We start from the raw sequence: 18473 nt of genomic DNA, 5'->3' as shown, positions 1-18473 counted from the left end.
GATTCCCAAATTCAGCCTCCGCGCAGGCGCTGCATCAGATAAACTTCGGCACCTTCCGGGATCGGCTCGGACAGACCCGTCGCGATGATGCGACCGTCAACCGCAACCGATACGCCCGCGTCAATTGGGGCCTGTAATCTGGGATGATGGCGCACCAGTTCTTTCAACAACTCCCCCGTGGTAGCCGCCTCAACTTCGACCACCTGCTGGCCTCCGGTCAGAGACCGGAGGCTGGACCAAAGGTGAACCTGGATCATTTTTCCTTAAGCGCCGCCAGAATGCGCGGCGGTGACATCGGCAGTTGCTTCATCCGCACACCAGCTGCGTTGGATACCGCGTTGGCGATGGCGGCCAGAGGCGGCACGATCCCGGTTTCACCCACGCCGCGCACGCCAAAGGGATGGCCGGGGTTGGGCACTTCGACAATCACCGTATCAATCATCGGCAAATCGCTTGCGACCGGGATGCGGTAGTCAAGGAAGATCGAGTTCTGCAATCGACCATCCTCGCCATAGATATATTCCTCGTTCAGCGCCCAGCCGATGCCCTGCGCGGCGCCGCCTTGATATTGGCCTTCCACATAGGTCGGGTGGATCGCCTTGCCGGCATCCTGAATGACCGTGTAGCGGACGATGCTTGTTTTGCCGGTTTCCGAATCCACCTCGGCATCCACTATATGAGTGCCAAAGGACACACCCGCGCCTTCAGGGGTGGCTTCGAAATGACCTGAGATCGGACCTCCGGTCGCGCCCATATCTGCGGTGATGTCGGCCAACGGCAGCGGGTCGAAATCGCCCGCATTCGGACCCGACGGTACTGCGCAACCATCCTCCCATTTCACCGCATCAACCGGAATGCCCCATTTGGCTGCTGCGCGTTCGCACAGTTTCTCAACCGCGTGGTTTGCGGCTTTGATCGTCGCCAGACCACTGGCATAGGTCACGCGGCTGCCGTGAGAGACATCATTGTAACCAAGTGAAGCGGTGTCCGCGACGGTCACCCGAATGTTTTCATAGGGAATACCCAGAACCTCGGCCGCCATCAGGGCCATTGATGCACGCGAACCGCCTATGTCAGGCGTTCCAACCATAACTTGCGCCGAGCCATCCTCGGACAACGCCAACGAAACAGAGGTCTCGCCACCATGGTTGAACCAGAAGCCACAGGAAATTCCGCGCCCCTGCCCCGGTTTCAGCGGTGCCGAATAATGCGGATGCGCCTTGGCGGCTTCAAGTGTTTCGACAAGGCCGATGCGCTCATATGTCGGTCCATAGCTGGCTTTTGAACCTTCAGCCGCCGCGTTCTTTAGGCGCACATCCACAGGGTCGAGACCCAGCTGATTGCACAGCTCATCCAGCACAGATTCAACCGCAAACGCGCCCATTGGTGCACCCGGCGCGCGATAGGCGGCCTGTTTGGGGCGGTTAGCTATGACGTCATACCCCACCTGCCGCACGTTGGTCAGGTCATAGGGCGCAAAAGCACACATCGCAGTCAAATCGCCCGGTGCACCGGGAAACGCGCCCCCCTGCAGGCGAAAAATACCTTGGGCCGCTGTGATCGTGCCGTCTTTCTTCATCCCGATCTTAATATCCATCGACGCGGATGAAGTGGGGCCAGTGGACCGGAATACCTCGGATCGGTTCATCACCAGCTTGACCGGGCGGTTGGCTTTGCGGCTTAACGCCAAAGCCACCGGTTCAATGAAAACAGTGGTCTTGCCGCCGAAACCTCCTCCGATTTCGGAAGCTGTCACGCGCAACTGCGCGGTTTCGATGCCTAGCAACGTGGCACAGTATTTCTGGGCGTACCAATGACCCTGAGTGGTGCACCACAATTCTCCCTTACCATCCATGCCCAACGACGCAAGACAGGCATGAGGCTCGATATAGCCCTGATGAGTCGCCTCGGTCACAAAGCTGTCTTCGATGACCAGATCAGCCTCGCCAAACCCGGCCTCCACATCTCCGTGACCGCTTTCATGATAGCGTACGACATTTGGATGCATGCCTTCAGGCACCGAATAGTCGGCCGCACCTTCGCGGATCACCGGTGCATCCGCAGCCATCGCCTTGTCTACATCGGTGACATGAGGCAACACTTCATATTCCACCTCGATCAGTTTCAGTGCATCACGTGCAGCCAACGCTGAAGTCGCGGCAACCGCAGCAATCGCATGGCCGTCATACAGCGCCTTCTCGCCCGCCATGACGTTTTCCAGGACATTCCAGAACTCGCCTTCCAGACCCGGCTTGAACGGGAGTACGGCAAAATCTGCGCGAGTGACGATAGCCTTGACGTCCTTGAGCGCCTCGGCCTTTGAGGTGTCGATCCTGACGATCCGCGCATGTGCGTGCGGTGAGCGCAGGATTGCCCCGTGCAACATACCCGGCGCGTAGGCATCAGCCCCGAACCTGGCACGACCTGTCACTTTGTCGAGCCCATCAGGGCGGTCGGGGCGCGTGCCTACGAAGTTGAAGATGGACTTACGATCGTCGAGTGCCATTACGAAGCCTCCCGCAGCTCAGCAGCCGTATCCATCACGGCGCGGATGATCTTGTCATAACCGGTGCAGCGGCACAGATTGCCGGCCAGCCAATAGCGCGCCTCTTCCTCGGTTGGATCCGGGTTCTTTTCCAACAGGGATTTGGCCGCAACCAATATGCCCGGCGTGCAAACACCGCACTGCAGGGCGGCATATTCAATGAACTTCTTCTGCAACGGATGAAGGACATCGCCATCTGCGATCCCTTCAACGGTTTCGATCTGCTTGCCCTCAGCCTCGACGCCCAGCATCAGGCACGAACACACCAGACGACCATCGACGGTCACAGAGCAAGCGCCGCAATCACCCGTGCCGCAGCCTTCTTTCGCGCCGGTCAAGTTCAGCTTGTCGCGCAAACAATCCAGCAGCGTTTCACGCGGATCGCAGAGATATTCAACTTCATCACCGTTTACGGTGGTCGTTACGTGCAGCTTACTCATGCTTGCTCTCCCTTGGCGCGGGCATAGGCGATCTTGGCGGTACGCTTGGCAAGAACTCCGGCAACTTCGATCCGAAACGCGATGGTGCCACGTTTGTCATCAATTGGGTTGCACGCGGCCGATGCGGCAGCGGCGAGGGCATCGAGCGCGGAGTCATCCAAAGTGGTGCCAATGATCGCGCGGGCTGCTTCTTCGACCAGAAGAACGGTCGGAGCGACAGCCCCAAGTGATACGCGCGCCTCGGTGATGATGTCGCCGTCCAGTCGCAGGTTTACGCCCACTCCGACCACGGCGATATCCATTTCGGTACGCGGGATGAAACGCAGATAGGCATCCCCACCGTTTTCGCCACGCGCCGGAATGTTGACAGACGAGATTACCTCACCCTTAGCCAGTGAAGTTCTACCGGGGCCGGTCGGGATGTTTTCAACCGCCACGTCCCGCACACCCTCTGGGCCAGTGACTGTGACCGTTACACCTGCCGCGACCATGGCGGGAACGGAATCAGCCGCCGGAGAGCCATTGCAAAGGTTGCCGGTCAACGTCGCGCGCCCCTGTACCTGAGTCGATCCGATCAGGTCCATTGCCTCGACCACGCCGGGCCAGTCGTGGCCAAGCTCAGGGTGCTCGCTCATCTCTGCACCGGTTGCGGCTACACCCAATGTCCAACTGCCGTCGGAATTACGGGTGATGTCATGTACGCCGTTGATCTTCTTGATATCGATCAGCGTATCCGGTGTCACCAGTTCCGAGCGCAGTTGCACCAGAACGTCGGTGCCCCCCGCCAGAAACCGCGTGATGCCCGTTGCATTTTGTGCCAGCGCCGACGCTTCGGCAAAACTGGCAGGGCTGTGATAGTCCATGAAAGTACCTCGCACCTGTTGATCAGGGTTCACTGGGTTTTGCGGGGACGTTAGTGCAGCGACCCCAGTTCGTCCATGGCCTGTACGACCTATTTTTTGATCTAAATATGTCGCATTCAGACTGCGCTCAGAGATCGATTTCGATCACACCGTCTTTTTCCGCTGCGCGGCTTTGGCAAAGAATGATCGCCCCTTCTCGTTGTTTGTTCGACAACACAAAATCACGATGTTCGATTTCGCCCGAAATCACTCCGCATTTGCAGACACCACAGATGCCATCTGCGCATTTCACATCAACGTGTAATCCCGATTCATTCAGGACCTGAGCAGCATCTTTGTCCGCTGGCACTTTCAGTTCCCGACCCGATTTGGCCAGCCTAAGGGTGAATTCGTGGTTTTCGTATTCCGGCTGTTCAGGGACCGAAAAATACTCCAGATGCCGCGCTTCTTCTGGGAAACCCTGCGCTTCGGCGGCTTGCATGACGCCATCCATGAATCGATCCGGACCGCAGGTATAGACATGCCAACCCTCCTGATAACCGCCAAGGATCGCATCTAGGTCGGCACGCGTGCCCTCATCTGAGAAATGATAGTGGACGTGATCCGCCCAGGGCATCGTGGCCAAGTCGTCCAGATATCCCGCCCCGGCGCGCGTGCTGGCGGAGTAGTGCAGTTCAAATGGCCTGCCTAACGCATGCAATCGATGCGCGAAGGCAATCATCGGAGTAATCCCGATGCCGCCCCCCATCAGGAAGGTTTTTGATGCATCTTCTTTCAGCTCAAAGTGGTTGATCGGTTTGGAAATGAAAACCTTACGACCTTCATTGAAAATCCGATGCAATAGGGCTGATCCACCCCGCCCCTCGTCTTCACGCAGAACGCCGATCTGATAGGTCGAGCAATCTGACGGGTCGCCGGACATAGAGTATTGCCGCAAAAATTCAGGTGCGACCAGCACGTCCAGATGCGCACCAGCGGTCCATTCGGGCAGTGGGGCACCATTGAGCGTCGAGAATTCATACTTCGTGACATCCGCCGTCATCTTGTCGACCTTGGTCAGCTCCACCCTCATGACCGGAGCATCGCCTGCGATCTGATAACGATGAATGACCGACATATCGCCTGCAGCCTTGCGGGCTTTGTATTCATCGGCAGTCAGCATCGCTTCATACGCTGCGATCCCGGCCTCGCGGTCCATCGCAAACGGATAGGGCCACGGATGCGGCGCAAGATAGGCCGGATAAACCGCAAGCGTCTGATCCTCGTATTTCAGGTCGAGGTCCTTTTGCAGATCGCGCCGGTTCAGGGGATGTTGCGTAGGGCGATAGGCACCGTCAGCTTCCAGCTCTATATCCCACCACCATTTCTTGGTGTCATTCAGACCGCCATTGCCGACGGCATCATCCAGTTTTGCTAAGGCAGGCGCAGCCTGAGGGATATTCATCGCGGCCCATCGGAAAGGGCGTTCCTTAAATATACCTTCCAGGTTCCAAGGGCAGGTTTTCATACAACGCCCACACATGGCGCCGCCCGGAGTGGTGACCCGGTAGGTCGCGCATTTCTGGCTATCGGACTTCCAGATTTCGTAGCCATTGAACATCAGCTTCGGCCCGGCGGTGATCGCACCCGATGGGCACTCACGCGCGCATTTGTTGCAGTTCTCACAGAAAGTCTGCAAGCCAAAATCGATCGGCTTGTCATGCGTCATCGGCATGTCGGTTGTCACGACACCCGATTTCAATCGGGGGCCGAGATATGGGTTCAGAATAACTTCTCCGATCCGACTGACCTCGCCCATTCCCGACAGTAGCAACAGAGGGGGTTGCAGCACCTCTCCATCCATCACCGTATGGGCCTTGGCTTTGTAGCCGAGGTTGCGGATTTGTTGCGCGATAACGCCGCCCAAAAGCGAAAACCGCAGATATGCACGCATCGACTGGGCCACGCTGATCCAGTCATCACCGCTGGCACCTTCCATTGTCTCGTAACCCTGATCAATGATCATGCTGATTGCCTGATCATGTGGCGGGTTTATCTCTTCACCAGTGGCGTCGTGGGAATACCAACTCCATTCCGGGCACCGGCTGAGGCCCACCGCGTCGACCCCAAGGAAGTAAGTCGCAGCCTTGATATTCGCGGCATTTCGGTCGGAATCTGTAGGTCCTTCGACCTTGGCGCTGTCGCCATCCTGCAGCAGAACAAACGCGCCCAACGCACGGCGTTGGGCAAAGCTTGGGGCCGCTTTGCGGACATAATAGCCGCCTTTGGCTGCGTCCTGCAGGTTTTTGCCCATGTCGCCGAACTGTGCGCGCGCGAACATATCCGCCCGTTTGGGAACGCGGGCGACATTCTCTTCGTCGATATATGTGGTGGGGTTGTCCACGCGTTTGAGGTTTTCGAACGGATGCGCACCATCGACATATCGACGCTTAGCATACGGATCACGGTTCATGGCATTCTTCGCAAAACCGGTACCCAACCACCACGCCGGACCCTGGGTCCGGAACCAGGGTTGTTCTGCCATCGGGCAAAGCGGGAGGTCATGAGCAAGTTCCATTTCGGTGGTTACCGCAGCCAGACCAAAGCGTTTGCCAAGCCAGGGCACTACGACTTCGCCGTCCTCAAGTGAAGCCAGGCCTGCGGCCACGGCGAGTTTGCCCAGATCAACCTCGGATGACATTGCCGAGTGTGCCCGCGCATCAAAACCCAACAATCGGATGTAGTTGGCTATCACAACAGCATTCTCGGTCGCCAACAGGCAGGCGCGGTGGTCCTGTGCATCCGCAATCCATTCGGCCCCCGGCTCAGCAGGGTCAGGATCACGGTTGAATTCATAAAGAAACACAAGTGCATGGCGATGGCTGTCGATGGGCTTGGGCGCGGCTTCCATGCTTTCTTTCAGATCAGCCATGATCACATCGATGCCCGAGGCCAGGGTTTTGGTCTGACGGGTTCGAAGGGCATGGGCCAAGCGATCGATATCCGGGTTGCGCCGGGGTTCGGCCAACATTGCATCTGGCAGCAGAGGTCCGCAGCCCATCATCGACGCGTCGTTAAAATAGCCGAACGCTTTCAGGTGGTTGACGCGATCAACGGGATCGGCTGGAATTTCAGACGCGACTGGATTCACGAAACCGTCCCGGATCGCATCCAGCATTGCCTGGAATTCTCCCATTGCATTGACGATGCTTTCGGGCCGATCAGAACGGTGAAAGCTGAGCGCACGCATTGGTGAGACTTGTGTCAGGTCGGGCGTCCGGTTTTGCCGAGCCAGCCGTTCCAACGGGTACGAGCCCATATGAACGGGTCGGTTCTTGTCCGAGAAAAAGCGGATCCCCATCGTGTGCCTCCTGCTTGCTGCCCTTCCCCCTATCCCGGCATGGACACCAAATCCATTCATGAATAATCATATACAGTATGAAAAAAATTGATTTCACTGATCTTGATGGCAAAGTCCTTCGGGTATTTCTGACAATACTCGAAGAAAGTTCAGTCTCGAAGGCAGCCGACCGGCTCGGGGTGACGCAATCGGCCATCAGCCATACGCTGGGAAAGTTGCGGCAAGTGCTTGGTGATCCGCTGTTCGTTCGATCCGGTCAAGGGCTGACCCCGACTGAACGCGCGCTTGCCCTCAAAGAGCCGGTGCAACAGGTGTTGGACAACATGCGCGCCCTGACCGTCGGCCGTCCATTTGATCCTGTGTCTGAACAGATGGGCATCCAGATCGCCACCAATGATATGCCGCGCGAGCTGATCTTCCCTGAATTGCTGCGTAAAACGCGCAAGGAAGGCGTCCGGTTGCGACTGGAATTCATCCCTTCGGGGGTTCCGGACCCGGACTTACTACGCAGTGACCGGTGCCAGTTGATGCTGACCCCATTGCCGCCAGATGGGCCGGATATCTTTCAGAAGCGCCTGATCACCAGCCCGCTGATGGTGTTTTATGACGCCGCCCACCGTGAACCGCCCAGGGACTGGTCCGCCTATTGTGACAGCGATCATGTCGAGGTGCGTTTCGCCGATGGACGAAATGCCCGTGCCGTAATGCGTGGCGTGGACCAAAGCCAGATCAGACCACCTGTTGTTACCTTGCCGCATTTCAACGCAATCCCGACTTTCGTGAAAGGCAGCGACCTGATCTCGACCGATACAGCTTTGATGAAACGCGGCCCGCTGGCGACACTGGACTTTGCGCCATTACCATTTGAGTGTGACCCAGTGTCGATTTACATGGTCTGGCACCAGCGCTCGACCAACGATCCCGCGCATCGCTGGTTACGCACACGGATCGAGAGCATTTCCGCCAATCTTCAGACCTGAGACAGAAGCCAGTCGCGCATGTGTCCTACTAATTCTGGTTGGCGTGGCTTCTTAGGGGTGACGATAAAAAAGCTCAGATCATCAACCAGCACCTCGGATAATGGTTGCGATAGGCGCCCCGAGGCCAGTTCATCCGAAACAAGCGGGGCATTGGCCAGCGCAAACCCCTGACCTGAGATTGCGGCGTCAATCGCCAGGCTTGTCTGACTGAAGCTTATCGTCCGGGGTTTCCCCTCTACCCCTGCACGTTCCAGATACAGAGGCCAAAGTCCGTGGGAATCGCTGAGTAGAACGTACTCCATCAGATCATCTGGGCTGGAGATTTGTGACGCCAATTTTGGAGAGCTGACAACAACGAACTCGGTCGAGAATAGCGGTATGGCATTCAGGTCCTGCGCAATCGGCGAACGGCTTTGACGTACTGCGATGTCGATCCCATCCGATCTGAAATCCGCCAACCGCTCGCGTGCATCAACCTGAACTGAAATATCGGGATAGCTGGTCAGAAAATCATTCAAACGCGGCACCAGCCATTTAGATGCAAAACTGGGCGTGACCGATATTGCGATCTGCCTATTATTGGATAGGTCATCGAAGGCATCTTCGATCAGACGAAACGCCCGACGTAGTGGCGCTTGTAGCCTGCGTCCCGCTTCGGTTAGCCGCAACCCGCGCGGAAGGCGTTCAAACAGAGCAGTCCCCAATCGCGCTTCAAGTCCACGCACTTGCTGAGCAACAGCCCCTTGAGTGACCCCAATTTCTTCCGCTGCAAGGCGAAAGTTCAAGTGACGCGCCGAGGCCTCGAAGGCGCGCATCGCGTTGAGAGGTGGAAGAGCAGGCATTCAAAGACTGTAGATTTTCTACTGCTACTGCGCAACAGAACTGATTGGTCAAATTGATACGGGTCAGCCATCTTCACATCAGATATCGCAGAGGGGCGCGAAGATGGGAAAAGTTGCATTGATCACTGCAGGCGGCAGCGGTATGGGCGCGGATAGCGCGCGCCGGTTGGCGGCGGACGGATTCAACGTTGGCATCCTATCCTCTTCGGGTAAGGGTGAGACGCTGGCGCATGAATTGGGCGGTGTCGGTATTACGGGTTCGAACCAGTCAACTGATGACCTGCAAAAACTTGTGGATGCGGCGATGAACCATTGGGGGCGCATCGATGTATTGGTCAACTCGGCTGGTCATGGCCCACGCGCACCGGTGCTCGAGCTTACGGATGAGGACTGGCACACTGGTATGGATGTCTATTTCATGAACGCGGTGCGGCCCACACGTCTGGTTACCCCTATCATGCAGGCGCAGGGTGGTGGATCGATCATCAACATCTCGACCTTTGCCGCCTTCGAACCTGACCCGGTGTTTCCGACTTCGGGCGTATTCCGCGCGGGGCTGGCGGCCTTTGCAAAACTGTTCTCGGACAAATATGCCATCGACAATATCCGCATGAACAACGTCTTGCCGGGGTTCATCGACAGCCTTCCCGAGAAGGAAGAGTTCCGCGCACGCATTCCGATGGGCCGTTATGGGCGCAGCTATGATGAGATCGCCTCGGTCGTCTCGCTGCTGGCTTCCGAAGGTGGTGGATATATCACCGGCCAGAATATCCGTGTGGACGGCGGTATTACTCGGTCTGTCTAAACTTCAAAACCGGGCTTTGACGAGGTGCGTCAGGGCCGCTCCGGTTTCGAAAAAAGCACGGCGCAGACCCGTCCAGTTTTCACTGTATTCGTTTACCGGCGGCACAGGCAGCAGCGACGGATCATCGCTCAGCAGGCTTTCGGCCATTAAGCGACCGAACACGGTGCCCGGTCCGATCCCGCGCCCCGAGAACCCATGGGCGGCAAGCGCATTCGGGCCGATCTGAATGATCTTGGGGATGTGGTCTGAAGTCATCGCAATACGTCCGTGCCAACCTTCGACCAGCGGTTGATCCGCCAGTTGTGGATAGAGCGCCACCAACTTGCGACTGACCCAAGCTTTGTGCGCAAAGCCTCCGACGCTGTTCAGATCACCCATTCCGCCGATGATAAGTCGTCCCTCCTGATCCAGCCGGAACGATGTCATGATCAGCCCTGTATCCCAACACCCTTCACCCTCGGGCAGTATGCTGGCTCGTAGGTAATGTGACAGCGGAGCAGTGGCGTATTGGAAATAGTACACAGGTACGTAAGCGGGCGCGGTATCGGTGATGCCTTGATGATAGGCGTTGGTCACCTGAATGATCGATTTGGCACGCACGGTGCCGTTTTCTCCGTGCAAAACCCACACCCCCGCCTCCTGTCGCAGGGATTGGATTGGGCTTTCGGTATAGATCAGCGCCCCCGCATCCTGCGCAGCGCGTGCCAGGCCGACTACAAAGGCCAGCGGTTGAATTGTGCCAGCACGGGGGTCGAACAAAGCGCCATGGACCGCGGGGCTACCTGTGCGCTTGCGTGAGGTGTTTGCATCAAGTAGCTCGACCGGCGCCCCAGAAACGCTCAACTGGCTATGGCGTGTATGCAAATCCTCAAAGCCCTTGGCCGAATGGGCACAATGTAACGTGCCATGCCTCACCGGCTCGCAGGCGATCTCATGCGCATCAATCAACCCAAAGACTTCAGATGGTGCATTCGCCAGCAGATCGATCAGACGATTACCTGGCACCTGCCCCAAGTGCGATCGAATTTGATCAGGCGGCAGCCAGAGCCCTGCATTGACCAACCCGACATTTCGACCCGAGCCGCCATGCCCAATCTCATGTGCTTCGAGCAGGCAAACCGAAGCCCCAGCCTTTGCTGCGGTCAAGGCGGCAGAGCACCCCGTGTACCCGCCTCCTATAACTGCAATGTCTACGGTTACGTCACCGGAGAGCTTATGCGTTTTGACACTCTCGCCGCAGGTCTGCCGCCACAACGATTGATCATAGTCAGGCATTCCCAAGCCTCGCCAAATTTTCGTCGATCATCAGGCCGGATCTAGCCAGTTGCAAGGGCGCGTTGATCGGCCCGCCCCATGGCAATCAGAAACGGGTCCGCTTCCTGCAGCGACTGGAACGACATCTTGTCCGTCATACCGCGCCAGTTCCCCAAAGTCAGAGATTGCGCGACGGATCCGCCCAGCGTTGCACCCGGGCCTGTCACAATAAAGAGGTCCGGAGCGAACTCGCGCGCCGCCGTCTGGATGGCATGGGTGAAATCATAGGTCTCGGTCACCTGATGGCCAAGTGTATACTCCCACAGTGCCCCGGTATCTGTCGCTCCTGGCCACCAGATTTTTCCACGGCCATCGATCATGGGGCGCTCTGGTTGGCCAAACAGATCAGCGCCCAGTAGCGCCCGACCTTCCGTCGCCACTGGTGCCTGTAGCCCGGTGTGGAAGGCAGCGTGGTTCGCCAGTCGCAAAGGAAACCTATCCTGCACAACTGGATTGGCGGTTTCAAATGCATTTAGCCCTGCCTCATTCCCTGCAAGTACCAGCATCCCCCCCAGATCAATCGAAAGCGCCAGAGTATGGTCTTTCAATGTGTTGATCCGTGCAACCGCGTCTAACAACGCTGATTTGCGTTCAACATCATTCGACCATTCTTCGTCGACGAACGGGTACACCAATTGGCCACCGATCAGTTGCTTTTGCATTAGCGCACCCATCGTATTGACCACACGAAAGCCGTTCTCTGGGGTCAATGCACCAGCGACGGCCAGCGCGATGTACCATCCCATCGAATTGCCGGTGACGGCGACTACCTCAATATCCTTGGCAAGTGCCTGCGCATCCGCCAATGACGCCGCATAGATCAAGGGTGAGGCCACATCGCCACGCGAATATTTACCAACGCTGAAACGGCCAGCACCATCCAGCGCCGTAACCGTCTCCTGCCCCGCTTCAGCACGGATCTCATCGAAACTGTGAAATTGGCTCATCCGACCCGCATGATGTTGATGCAGGTAGCCCAATTCAGGCTTGTTATAAGTACCCCGACCAGGACAGATCACAACAGCAGTGCGGGTCATGATTTTCCTCCGGTCAGCGCCAAAGCAGCGTCAACAATTCCGTCCCTCGAAGGGAGTGGAGCAGCATAGGCCGGTCCGGTCGCTATAAAGCAATCCTCGGCCACAACACGAGCAGTTGGTATTGCGGGGCTGTCTTCCGCGAAGAAAGTCATCAACGCCTCAGACTGGCTGCCGGTGCGGCGGCATTCATCAATGATCAATACATGTGCGCATGAGTTGGTGGCCTCGCGCAGGGCGTCAGTGGGTAGTGGAGCAAGCCAGCGCATATCAATGATCCGGGTTTTCAACCCTGCCGCCTCAAGCTCGGGCAAAGCCTGTCTCGAAAGATAGTGCCCATTGCCGTAGGTCACGATCGCCAAATCTGTGCCGCCACCATGTACGCCAACCTCGCCCAGCGCGATCTTTTGATCCGGTGTCGGATAGGTGGTCATCCACCCTCCATCCTGCGCCCCGTGCAGATCGCGCATGGGATAGAGCGCGATCGGTTCAAGAAACACCACAACCCGTTGCTCCTCTCGCGCCAACCGCACGCACTCGCGCAGCATTTTTGCCGCATCCGTACCAGTAGAGGGGCAGGCGATGATCACCCCCGGTATGTCCCGCAAAACGGCCAGAGAATTGTCGTTGTGAAAATGCCCGCCGAATCCCTTCTGATACCCCAGACCAGCGATCCGCAGGACCATCGGATTAGTGAATTGTCCATTCGAGAAGAACGGCAAAGTTGCTGCCTCCCCCCTGATCTGATCCTCGGCATTGTGCAGATAGGCCAGAAACTGGACTTCGGGGATCGGCACGAAGCCGTTATGACCCATGCCGATAGCGAGCCCCAAAATAGATTGCTCGTCCAGAAGTGTATCAATCACCCGGTCCGGGCCAAAACGCTGCTGTAGCTTCTGTGTCACGCCATAAACGCCACCCTTGCGTCCTACATCTTCGCCCATACACACGATCTCACTATGCGCCAGCATCAGATCGGTCAGCGCCCAGTTGATCAGCCGACTCATCGGCTGGGGCTCATCCATCGCACGCGTATCGCCGCCAAAAGTTTCAGTCCGCACTTTGGCACTCGGGCCATTTGTCGGCTTGCAGGGACGTTTGGGCGGGATCAGGCTTGCCATAACCTCGGCCGCATTCGCCAGATGAGGACGACTGGCGGCCTCGGTCGCCACGCGATCGGTTCTTGCGCAAGTGTCGCGGTAGATGCTCAGCGCTTGGTCAGGCGACAACGCACCTGCCTGATCCAGCAGCCGTACGGTGTGCAATAGCGGGTCGTTTGCCTCATCTGCTTCAACTTCAGACTTTGGCAGATAAGTTGTCGGCACATCCGCACCTGCGTGGCCATACAGGCGAACTGTTTTCAAATGCAGGAAAGCTGGTTTTCGACGCCTGCGGACATAGTCGGCAGCCTTTTTTGCGACGGCGTGAGTTTCATAGATATCCAACCCGTTTGCCTGAAAATACCTGATCCCCGGACGGTGCTCCATCGACGCCTGAATCCAGCCTTTAGGCGTTTTGACCGAAATCCCGATTCCGTTGTCTTCACACACGAACAGCAGAGGCAACGGTGTCGATTGCACACTTGTCCAACCTGCCGTGTTGATCGCGCCCTGCGCGGTGGAGTGATTGGCTGAAGCATCCCCAAAAGAACACATTGCAATCCCGTCTTCCGGCAACACGCGGTGTTCAGGCGCATGTCTGCGTGCAGCCCCCAGCGCATAAGCCGCACCTACTGCTTTGGGTAAATGGCTGGCGATGGTCGAGGTTTGTGGCGGGATCATCAGTGCTTTTGACCCCAGAACCTTATGCCGTCCGCCCGAGGTCGGGTCTTCACTTGAGCACGCAAAGCTGAGCAGCATGTCCCATGTGATCTGTTGACCCGGCACCTGTTCCGCCCGCGCGATCTGGAAGGCCGCGTCCCGATAATGGAGGAACGCAATATCAGTCGGGCGCAGGGCATGCGCAACGGCCGCCATCCCCTCATGCCCGGACGAGCCAATCGTATAGAACCCCTGCCCGGCCTTTTGCATCGCTCGGCTGGTCCTGTCCAATGCACGGCTCAGAACCTGCGACCGGAACAGCGAAATCGCGTCTGCATCGCTCAACCCGGAGCACGGCGGCACACCGTCGGGAAAATCGCGATCTGCAACGCGGGTCAGAAAATTCTCATGTACGATCTGGGCGCGGTCCATGGTTCTCGCTTTTGTTTGGTCTGTATCATCGGCGTTGACCGATCTCGGCGCGGGTTCGCCCAGCCTCTCGATTTTCCCGCGCCCAGGCGCGCGTTTCAAGATCACAATTGGCGGTGCGTTCCAGCTTTCATCGCTCTGGTGGTTGAAAAAAACCAGTGTTATTGCATTCAGAAGGTATGAGGATAAGTCATATGATTACGCCCAGGCGGTTTCTTCCCTCCATCTCATCACTGCTCGCGCTCGAGGCTGTTGACAGGTTGGGCAGCGCTTCGGCTGCGGCAGCTGAACTGTCACTGACCCAAAGCGCAATCAGTCGCCAACTGAAGACAATGGAAGACCAGTTGGGCGTGCAACTGATCGAACGCAGCCAAATGCGGCTGCACCTCACGCCCGCCGCCAAAGATTATGTCCAGACCGCAAGGTCTGCAGTGCAGGAACTGGCGCGTGCGGCATTGAAGCTCAAAGCCAACCCGGCTGGCGGGTCGCTTGACCTGTCGATCCTTCCCGCTTTCGGGATGCACTGGCTTGCACCGCGCCTGCAGGATTTTGCCCGCCGCCATCCTGAGGTCACAGTCAATCTGGGTACCCGCCTCAGGCCATTTGATTTTGCCTCTGAACCGTTTGATGCAGCGATCCATTTTGGTCAGCAGGATTGGACGGGTGTTCAGTATCTGCCGATCATGAGGGAAGAGGTCCTGCCCGTTTGTGCCCCTGCACTTACCAACGTCAATTCCGACACCTTGGATACCCTCTGCGCCGCGCCGCTGTTGCACCTGGATTCCCGACCAGACGCCTGGGAGCGCTGGTTCGAGATGCAGGGCCAATCAGTCACCGGTCTGCGAGGTATGATGTTCGATCAGTTCTCGACCATGATCCAAGCCACGATCCACGGATTAGGCGTAGCTTTGGTGCCTTCATATCTGGTTCAGGATGATCTGCGCGCCGGGAGACTTGTTAAGGCGTGGGACGGTCCGTATGTGAGTCTTGGCAGCTATTATCTCGTATGGCCGAATGACCGGTCTACCCCCGAGCCGCTGCGATCTTTCCAAGGCTGGATCAGTGAACAATTGGAGCCTGATACCAGCCTTTAGAACTCCCTTAGAATTTGCCGTTGTCATTCTTCCATTCGCTGTGCGGTGCAATGGTCTCAACCGTATCCCAATGTTCAGTGATCTTGCCATCAGATACGCGGAACAGATCATAGAAAGAGCTATGCTTGCCTGCTCGCTCGCCCTCACAAACGGTCAAAACAAAATCGCCTTCCGCCAGAACCCGGTGAAGATGCTGATAGTTTATGGCCTCTATGTCGGACAATGCGGCGCGCAACGCTGTTAACTCGTCTGAGAAACCCGGGCTGTGTTCCACAAAGGCAGTTGTGTTAACAAAAGCTCCTATCTGATCTGGGTCTCCTGCGATCAGGGCATTTTCGACGAAAGAACGGACAAGCGTCCGGTTCTTTTCTGTATTCTCGATGTCCCGGCTTTCTGTGGGGCCATCCACCATACTTCGCCCCGAGTCATTTGGACCCAGTCGTTTCTGAATATTATCCCAATGCTCGACCGCTTGCCCGTCTTCAAAGCGGAATACTTCAAATCCAATGTTTCGGCGCGAGAAATCATATTCGGTATGCGCAAAGACAAAGTTTCCATCTTCAAACGCGCGCACAATGTTCACGCGTGGAGAGGTATCAGACAGCCGCTTGAACAACGCCGCCAGGCCCTCACTGCCTTCATGAGTTTGTGGATTGTGCTGGATATACCGCGCTTCGTTCACCACTGAAATCGGGCCCGGATCGCCCGTCTCAATACTCTTGAGCAGGGCGCAAATGCGATCTTTGTTAGACGCAACCATATCGAGGTTCCTCTCGGACAGAATATCCCTCAATCACAATGGCAGGCAGAATTCAGTGCTTCAATGGCAATGAGTGCCGCAAACCTACGCGGCCTCCGGCCTTGCGTCCTGCGGACGGCAGGGGCCAGGCAGGCGCGGGCTGCGCCCGCGCCTGCCTGGCCCAACGGGAGGAGACGTTCTGCAAGGAATGTCGACGACGGGCGGGAGTGTCTCGCCTTAGGTGTCCAGCGAACGGGCGATAAGCTCTTTCATCACCTCATTGGTGCCACCGTAGATCATTTGCACCCGCGCATCCGCGTAGAGCCGCGTAATCGGGTACTCCATCATGAAGCCATAGCCGCCGAACAGTTGCAGGCATTCATGCATGATTTCGTTCTGCACCTCTGAACCCCAGTATTTCACCATCGATGCTGTCGCTGCGTCCAGCTCACCGGCCTCTAGTTTGCCAATGCAGTCGTTGACAAAACTGCGCAGGACTTCGGCCTTGGTCTTACACTCGGCCAGCTTGAAACGGGTATTCTGGAAATCCATCACCCTCTGGCCAAAGGCTTTGCGTTCCTGCACATATTTCACTGTCTCAGATATTGCGAAGTCGATCGCGCCCAGCGCCATGATCCCGATGGTCAGCCTTTCCCACGGCAGCTGTTTCATCAGCTGATAGAACCCTTGCCCCTCCTCTGGGCCCAGCAGGTTAGTCATTGGAACTTTGACATCCTCAAAGAACAATTCTGCCGTGTCGTTGCCCTTCATCCCGAGCTTTTCGAGGTTCCGTCCCCGGCGGAATCCCTCGGTTCCTTCGGTTTCGACAGCGATCAGCGAGACACCCTTTGCCCCAAGGGACCTGTCAGTCTTCGCCGCCACGATGACCAGATCAGCCGATTGCCCGTTGGTGATAAATATCTTGGAGCCATTAAGCCGATACGAATTGCCATCCTTCTCAGCCGTAGTCTTCACTGCCTGCACATCCGATCCAGTACCCGGCTCGGTCATAGCAAGCGCTCCGATCATCTCGCCCGAGGCAAGCTTTGGCAGCCATTTGTGTTTCTGATCCTCACTGCCATACGTGGTGATGTAATGGGTCACGATGGACTGAATGCCATATCCCCATCCAGAATCACCGCGTGCGGTCTGTTCGTACAGGGTGACAGAATCGAAGCCCATTCCACCGCCAACACCGCCATATTCCTCGGCAATCGAACCAGCCATCAGACCCGTCTGACCCGCCTGCAGCCAAAAGTCCCGATCGACCACACCGTTTTCGGCCCATTTCTCTGTGTTGGGAACCAAAGCATCGTCCATGAAACGGCCGGCCATCTCGGCAAACATCCGGTGTTCGTCAGTAACCCAGGCCGCGGTGCTGGTAAAAAGCGACATCAATAAGCTCTCCAGATCAGGTGTTTGACCTAAGGCTACTTGCGTGTGCGATTCCTTCCAATCCATGTGACGTGGCGTCGAAAAGCGTTGCTACGCAACGTCTTTGGTCCAGTTTCCGGCCCTGTTCACTTCTGCGTTCCCAAATCTGACAGCCCACGCATTTGTCATCCATATTGAAGACAATCCGCGAAAGACCCAGGAGACCGCAAAAATGCCCCGCGCCTTTTCTGAACTGACCTTCACGCCCGCAGTGCGCACCCATCAAGAGCGGACGGGATCAGCCAAAACCTACTCAAAATTCCTCGAATCCGGGCCACGGCAAGGCCATCAAATCGGACCGGTAGAAGAGGCGTTCATTCACGCACGCGACGGATTTTATCAAGCCACCGTATCAGAAACAGGGTGGCCGTATGTTCAGTTTCGCGGTGGACCGGTCGGGTTCCTGAAAGTGCTGGACCCGCAAACTATCGGTTACGCTGACCTGTCGGGAAACAAGCAGTACATCTCGCGCGGAAATCTTGATGGAAATGACCGCGTAGCGTTGATTCTGATGGATTACGCGAACCAGCGTCGCCTCAAGATCCTAGGGCGGATGACATTTTCCGAGGGTGTTGAGGCCGCAACCAATCTCTATATTGACGGCTCGGAGACCGAGGCAGAGCGTGCTGCCATCATCAAAGTTGAGGCGCTCGATTGGAACTGCCCGCGCCACATCACGCCCCGCTTCACCGAGGCCGAGCTACGGCCCCACCTAAACACTCTGGGCAAGCAACTGGCTGATTTACAGACAGAAAATCAGCGGCTGCAACGCGAGTTAGCCGAGTTCAAGGCTTCCGGCGCGTAGATCAACTTCAATCTAGGTGCGACGGTGGCGCGCAGTTGAGAACAGTGTC

The 18473-nt window shown here is 57.0% G+C and carries 15 protein-coding genes; 4 read left to right on the top strand and 11 right to left on the bottom strand.

Features of this window, described 5'->3' with window-relative positions; all coding sequences use genetic code 11:
• Positions 1–11: 11 nt before the first annotated feature.
• From ACR0DU_RS13175 to ACR0DU_RS13155, 5 genes are all read right to left on the bottom strand, one after another.
• Positions 12–257: a MoaD/ThiS family protein gene (locus ACR0DU_RS13175; RefSeq protein ID WP_010441051.1), complete on the bottom strand. Its 246-nt coding sequence runs from the start codon at positions 255–257 to the stop codon at positions 12–14.
• Positions 254–2506 carry a xanthine dehydrogenase family protein molybdopterin-binding subunit gene (locus ACR0DU_RS13170; protein ID WP_480875152.1) on the bottom strand — a complete coding sequence of 751 codons (2253 nt, stop codon included), beginning with the start codon at positions 2504–2506 and terminating at the stop codon, positions 254–256. The genes ACR0DU_RS13175 and ACR0DU_RS13170 overlap by 4 nt, the downstream gene beginning before the upstream one ends.
• Positions 2506–2985, bottom strand: a complete 480-nt coding sequence (locus tag ACR0DU_RS13165) for a (2Fe-2S)-binding protein (RefSeq protein ID WP_170771392.1) — start codon at positions 2983–2985, stop codon at positions 2506–2508. Before ACR0DU_RS13165 ends, ACR0DU_RS13170 begins: the two co-directional genes overlap by 1 nt.
• Positions 2982–3848, bottom strand: a complete 867-nt coding sequence (locus tag ACR0DU_RS13160) for an FAD binding domain-containing protein (RefSeq protein ID WP_480875149.1) — start codon at positions 3846–3848, stop codon at positions 2982–2984. Before ACR0DU_RS13160 ends, ACR0DU_RS13165 begins: the two co-directional genes overlap by 4 nt.
• Before the next feature lie 127 nt (positions 3849–3975).
• Positions 3976–7188 carry a reductive dehalogenase gene (locus tag ACR0DU_RS13155; RefSeq protein WP_480875147.1) on the bottom strand — a complete coding sequence of 1071 codons (3213 nt, stop codon included), beginning with the start codon at positions 7186–7188 and terminating at the stop codon, positions 3976–3978.
• Between the two features lie 77 nt (positions 7189–7265).
• Between ACR0DU_RS13155 and ACR0DU_RS13150 the strand changes: the two genes are divergently transcribed.
• Complete coding sequence (locus tag ACR0DU_RS13150) at positions 7266–8168, top strand: LysR family transcriptional regulator (RefSeq protein WP_480875144.1); 903 nt, start codon at positions 7266–7268, stop codon at positions 8166–8168.
• On the opposite strand, the gene ACR0DU_RS13145 is transcribed toward ACR0DU_RS13150, so the two are convergent.
• The gene (locus ACR0DU_RS13145) at positions 8159–9010 is read right to left on the bottom strand and encodes a LysR substrate-binding domain-containing protein (RefSeq protein ID WP_480875141.1); all 852 of its coding nucleotides are present in this window, start codon (positions 9008–9010) and stop codon (positions 8159–8161) included. The genes ACR0DU_RS13150 and ACR0DU_RS13145 overlap by 10 nt on opposite strands.
• A 103-nt stretch (positions 9011–9113) precedes the next feature.
• Between ACR0DU_RS13145 and ACR0DU_RS13140 the strand changes: the two genes are divergently transcribed.
• Entirely contained in the window at positions 9114–9815 is a 702-nt protein-coding gene (locus ACR0DU_RS13140) for an SDR family oxidoreductase (RefSeq protein WP_170780758.1), read from the top strand.
• Positions 9816–9818: 3 nt separating this feature from the next.
• On the opposite strand, the gene ACR0DU_RS13135 is transcribed toward ACR0DU_RS13140, so the two are convergent.
• Genes ACR0DU_RS13135 through ACR0DU_RS13125 form a run of 3 tightly spaced genes read right to left on the bottom strand, consistent with a single transcriptional unit; the run spans position 9819 to position 14355 of the window.
• Complete coding sequence (locus ACR0DU_RS13135) at positions 9819–11090, bottom strand: NAD(P)/FAD-dependent oxidoreductase (protein WP_480875138.1); 1272 nt, start codon at positions 11088–11090, stop codon at positions 9819–9821.
• A 41-nt stretch (positions 11091–11131) separates the two neighbouring features.
• Complete coding sequence (locus tag ACR0DU_RS13130; protein ID WP_480875136.1) at positions 11132–12166, bottom strand: ACP S-malonyltransferase; 1035 nt, start codon at positions 12164–12166, stop codon at positions 11132–11134.
• Complete coding sequence (locus tag ACR0DU_RS13125; protein WP_480875135.1) at positions 12163–14355, bottom strand: dehydrogenase E1 component subunit alpha/beta; 2193 nt, start codon at positions 14353–14355, stop codon at positions 12163–12165. Before ACR0DU_RS13125 ends, ACR0DU_RS13130 begins: the two co-directional genes overlap by 4 nt.
• 191 nt (positions 14356–14546) lie before the next feature.
• On the opposite strand from ACR0DU_RS13125, the gene ACR0DU_RS13120 reads away from it, so the two are divergent.
• Positions 14547–15446, top strand: coding sequence for a LysR substrate-binding domain-containing protein (locus tag ACR0DU_RS13120; RefSeq protein WP_480875132.1), 900 nt, complete (start codon positions 14547–14549; stop codon positions 15444–15446).
• Between the two features lie 7 nt (positions 15447–15453).
• Here ACR0DU_RS13120 and ACR0DU_RS13115 read toward each other — a convergent pair whose 3' ends face one another.
• Together ACR0DU_RS13115 and ACR0DU_RS13110 are read right to left on the bottom strand one after the other, a co-directional pair.
• Positions 15454–16206: a nuclear transport factor 2 family protein gene (locus ACR0DU_RS13115; RefSeq protein ID WP_480875129.1), complete on the bottom strand. Its 753-nt coding sequence runs from the start codon at positions 16204–16206 to the stop codon at positions 15454–15456.
• 216 nt (positions 16207–16422) lie between these two features.
• Positions 16423–17580, bottom strand: coding sequence for an acyl-CoA dehydrogenase family protein (locus tag ACR0DU_RS13110; RefSeq protein WP_480875128.1), 1158 nt, complete (start codon positions 17578–17580; stop codon positions 16423–16425).
• Positions 17581–17791: 211 nt separating this feature from the next.
• Here ACR0DU_RS13110 and ACR0DU_RS13105 point away from each other — a divergent pair, with 211 nt between their 5' ends.
• Positions 17792–18424, top strand: a complete 633-nt coding sequence (locus ACR0DU_RS13105; protein WP_480875126.1) for a pyridoxamine 5'-phosphate oxidase family protein — start codon at positions 17792–17794, stop codon at positions 18422–18424.
• Positions 18425–18473 lie beyond the last annotated feature (49 nt).

Source organism: Ruegeria sp. G2, assembly GCF_056533505.1.
The sequence above is the reverse complement of the archived record's forward strand: the minus strand, read 5'-3'. Positions and strand labels throughout refer to the sequence as shown.

Bases quoted from the DNA above. Each gene is read 5' to 3' on its own strand.
- ACR0DU_RS13175 (WP_010441051.1), bottom strand. From the start codon at position 257: ATGATCCAGGTTCACCTTTGGTCCAGCCTCCGGTCTCTGACCGGAGGC.
- ACR0DU_RS13170 (WP_480875152.1), bottom strand. From the start codon at position 2,506: ATGGCACTCGACGATCGTAAGTCCATCTTCAACTTCGTAGGCACGCGC.
- ACR0DU_RS13165 (WP_170771392.1), bottom strand. From the start codon at position 2,985: ATGAGTAAGCTGCACGTAACGACCACCGTAAACGGTGATGAAGTTGAA.
- ACR0DU_RS13160 (WP_480875149.1), bottom strand. From the start codon at position 3,848: ATGGACTATCACAGCCCTGCCAGTTTTGCCGAAGCGTCGGCGCTGGCA.
- ACR0DU_RS13155 (WP_480875147.1), bottom strand. From the start codon at position 7,188: ATGGGGATCCGCTTTTTCTCGGACAAGAACCGACCCGTTCATATGGGC.
- ACR0DU_RS13150 (WP_480875144.1), top strand. From the start codon at position 7,266: ATGAAAAAAATTGATTTCACTGATCTTGATGGCAAAGTCCTTCGGGTA.
- ACR0DU_RS13145 (WP_480875141.1), bottom strand. From the start codon at position 9,010: ATGCCTGCTCTTCCACCTCTCAACGCGATGCGCGCCTTCGAGGCCTCG.
- ACR0DU_RS13140 (WP_170780758.1), top strand. From the start codon at position 9,114: ATGGGAAAAGTTGCATTGATCACTGCAGGCGGCAGCGGTATGGGCGCG.
- ACR0DU_RS13135 (WP_480875138.1), bottom strand. From the start codon at position 11,090: ATGCCTGACTATGATCAATCGTTGTGGCGGCAGACCTGCGGCGAGAGT.
- ACR0DU_RS13130 (WP_480875136.1), bottom strand. From the start codon at position 12,166: ATGACCCGCACTGCTGTTGTGATCTGTCCTGGTCGGGGTACTTATAAC.
- ACR0DU_RS13125 (WP_480875135.1), bottom strand. From the start codon at position 14,355: ATGGACCGCGCCCAGATCGTACATGAGAATTTTCTGACCCGCGTTGCA.
- ACR0DU_RS13120 (WP_480875132.1), top strand. From the start codon at position 14,547: ATGATTACGCCCAGGCGGTTTCTTCCCTCCATCTCATCACTGCTCGCG.
- ACR0DU_RS13115 (WP_480875129.1), bottom strand. From the start codon at position 16,206: ATGGTTGCGTCTAACAAAGATCGCATTTGCGCCCTGCTCAAGAGTATT.
- ACR0DU_RS13110 (WP_480875128.1), bottom strand. From the start codon at position 17,580: ATGTCGCTTTTTACCAGCACCGCGGCCTGGGTTACTGACGAACACCGG.
- ACR0DU_RS13105 (WP_480875126.1), top strand. From the start codon at position 17,792: ATGCCCCGCGCCTTTTCTGAACTGACCTTCACGCCCGCAGTGCGCACC.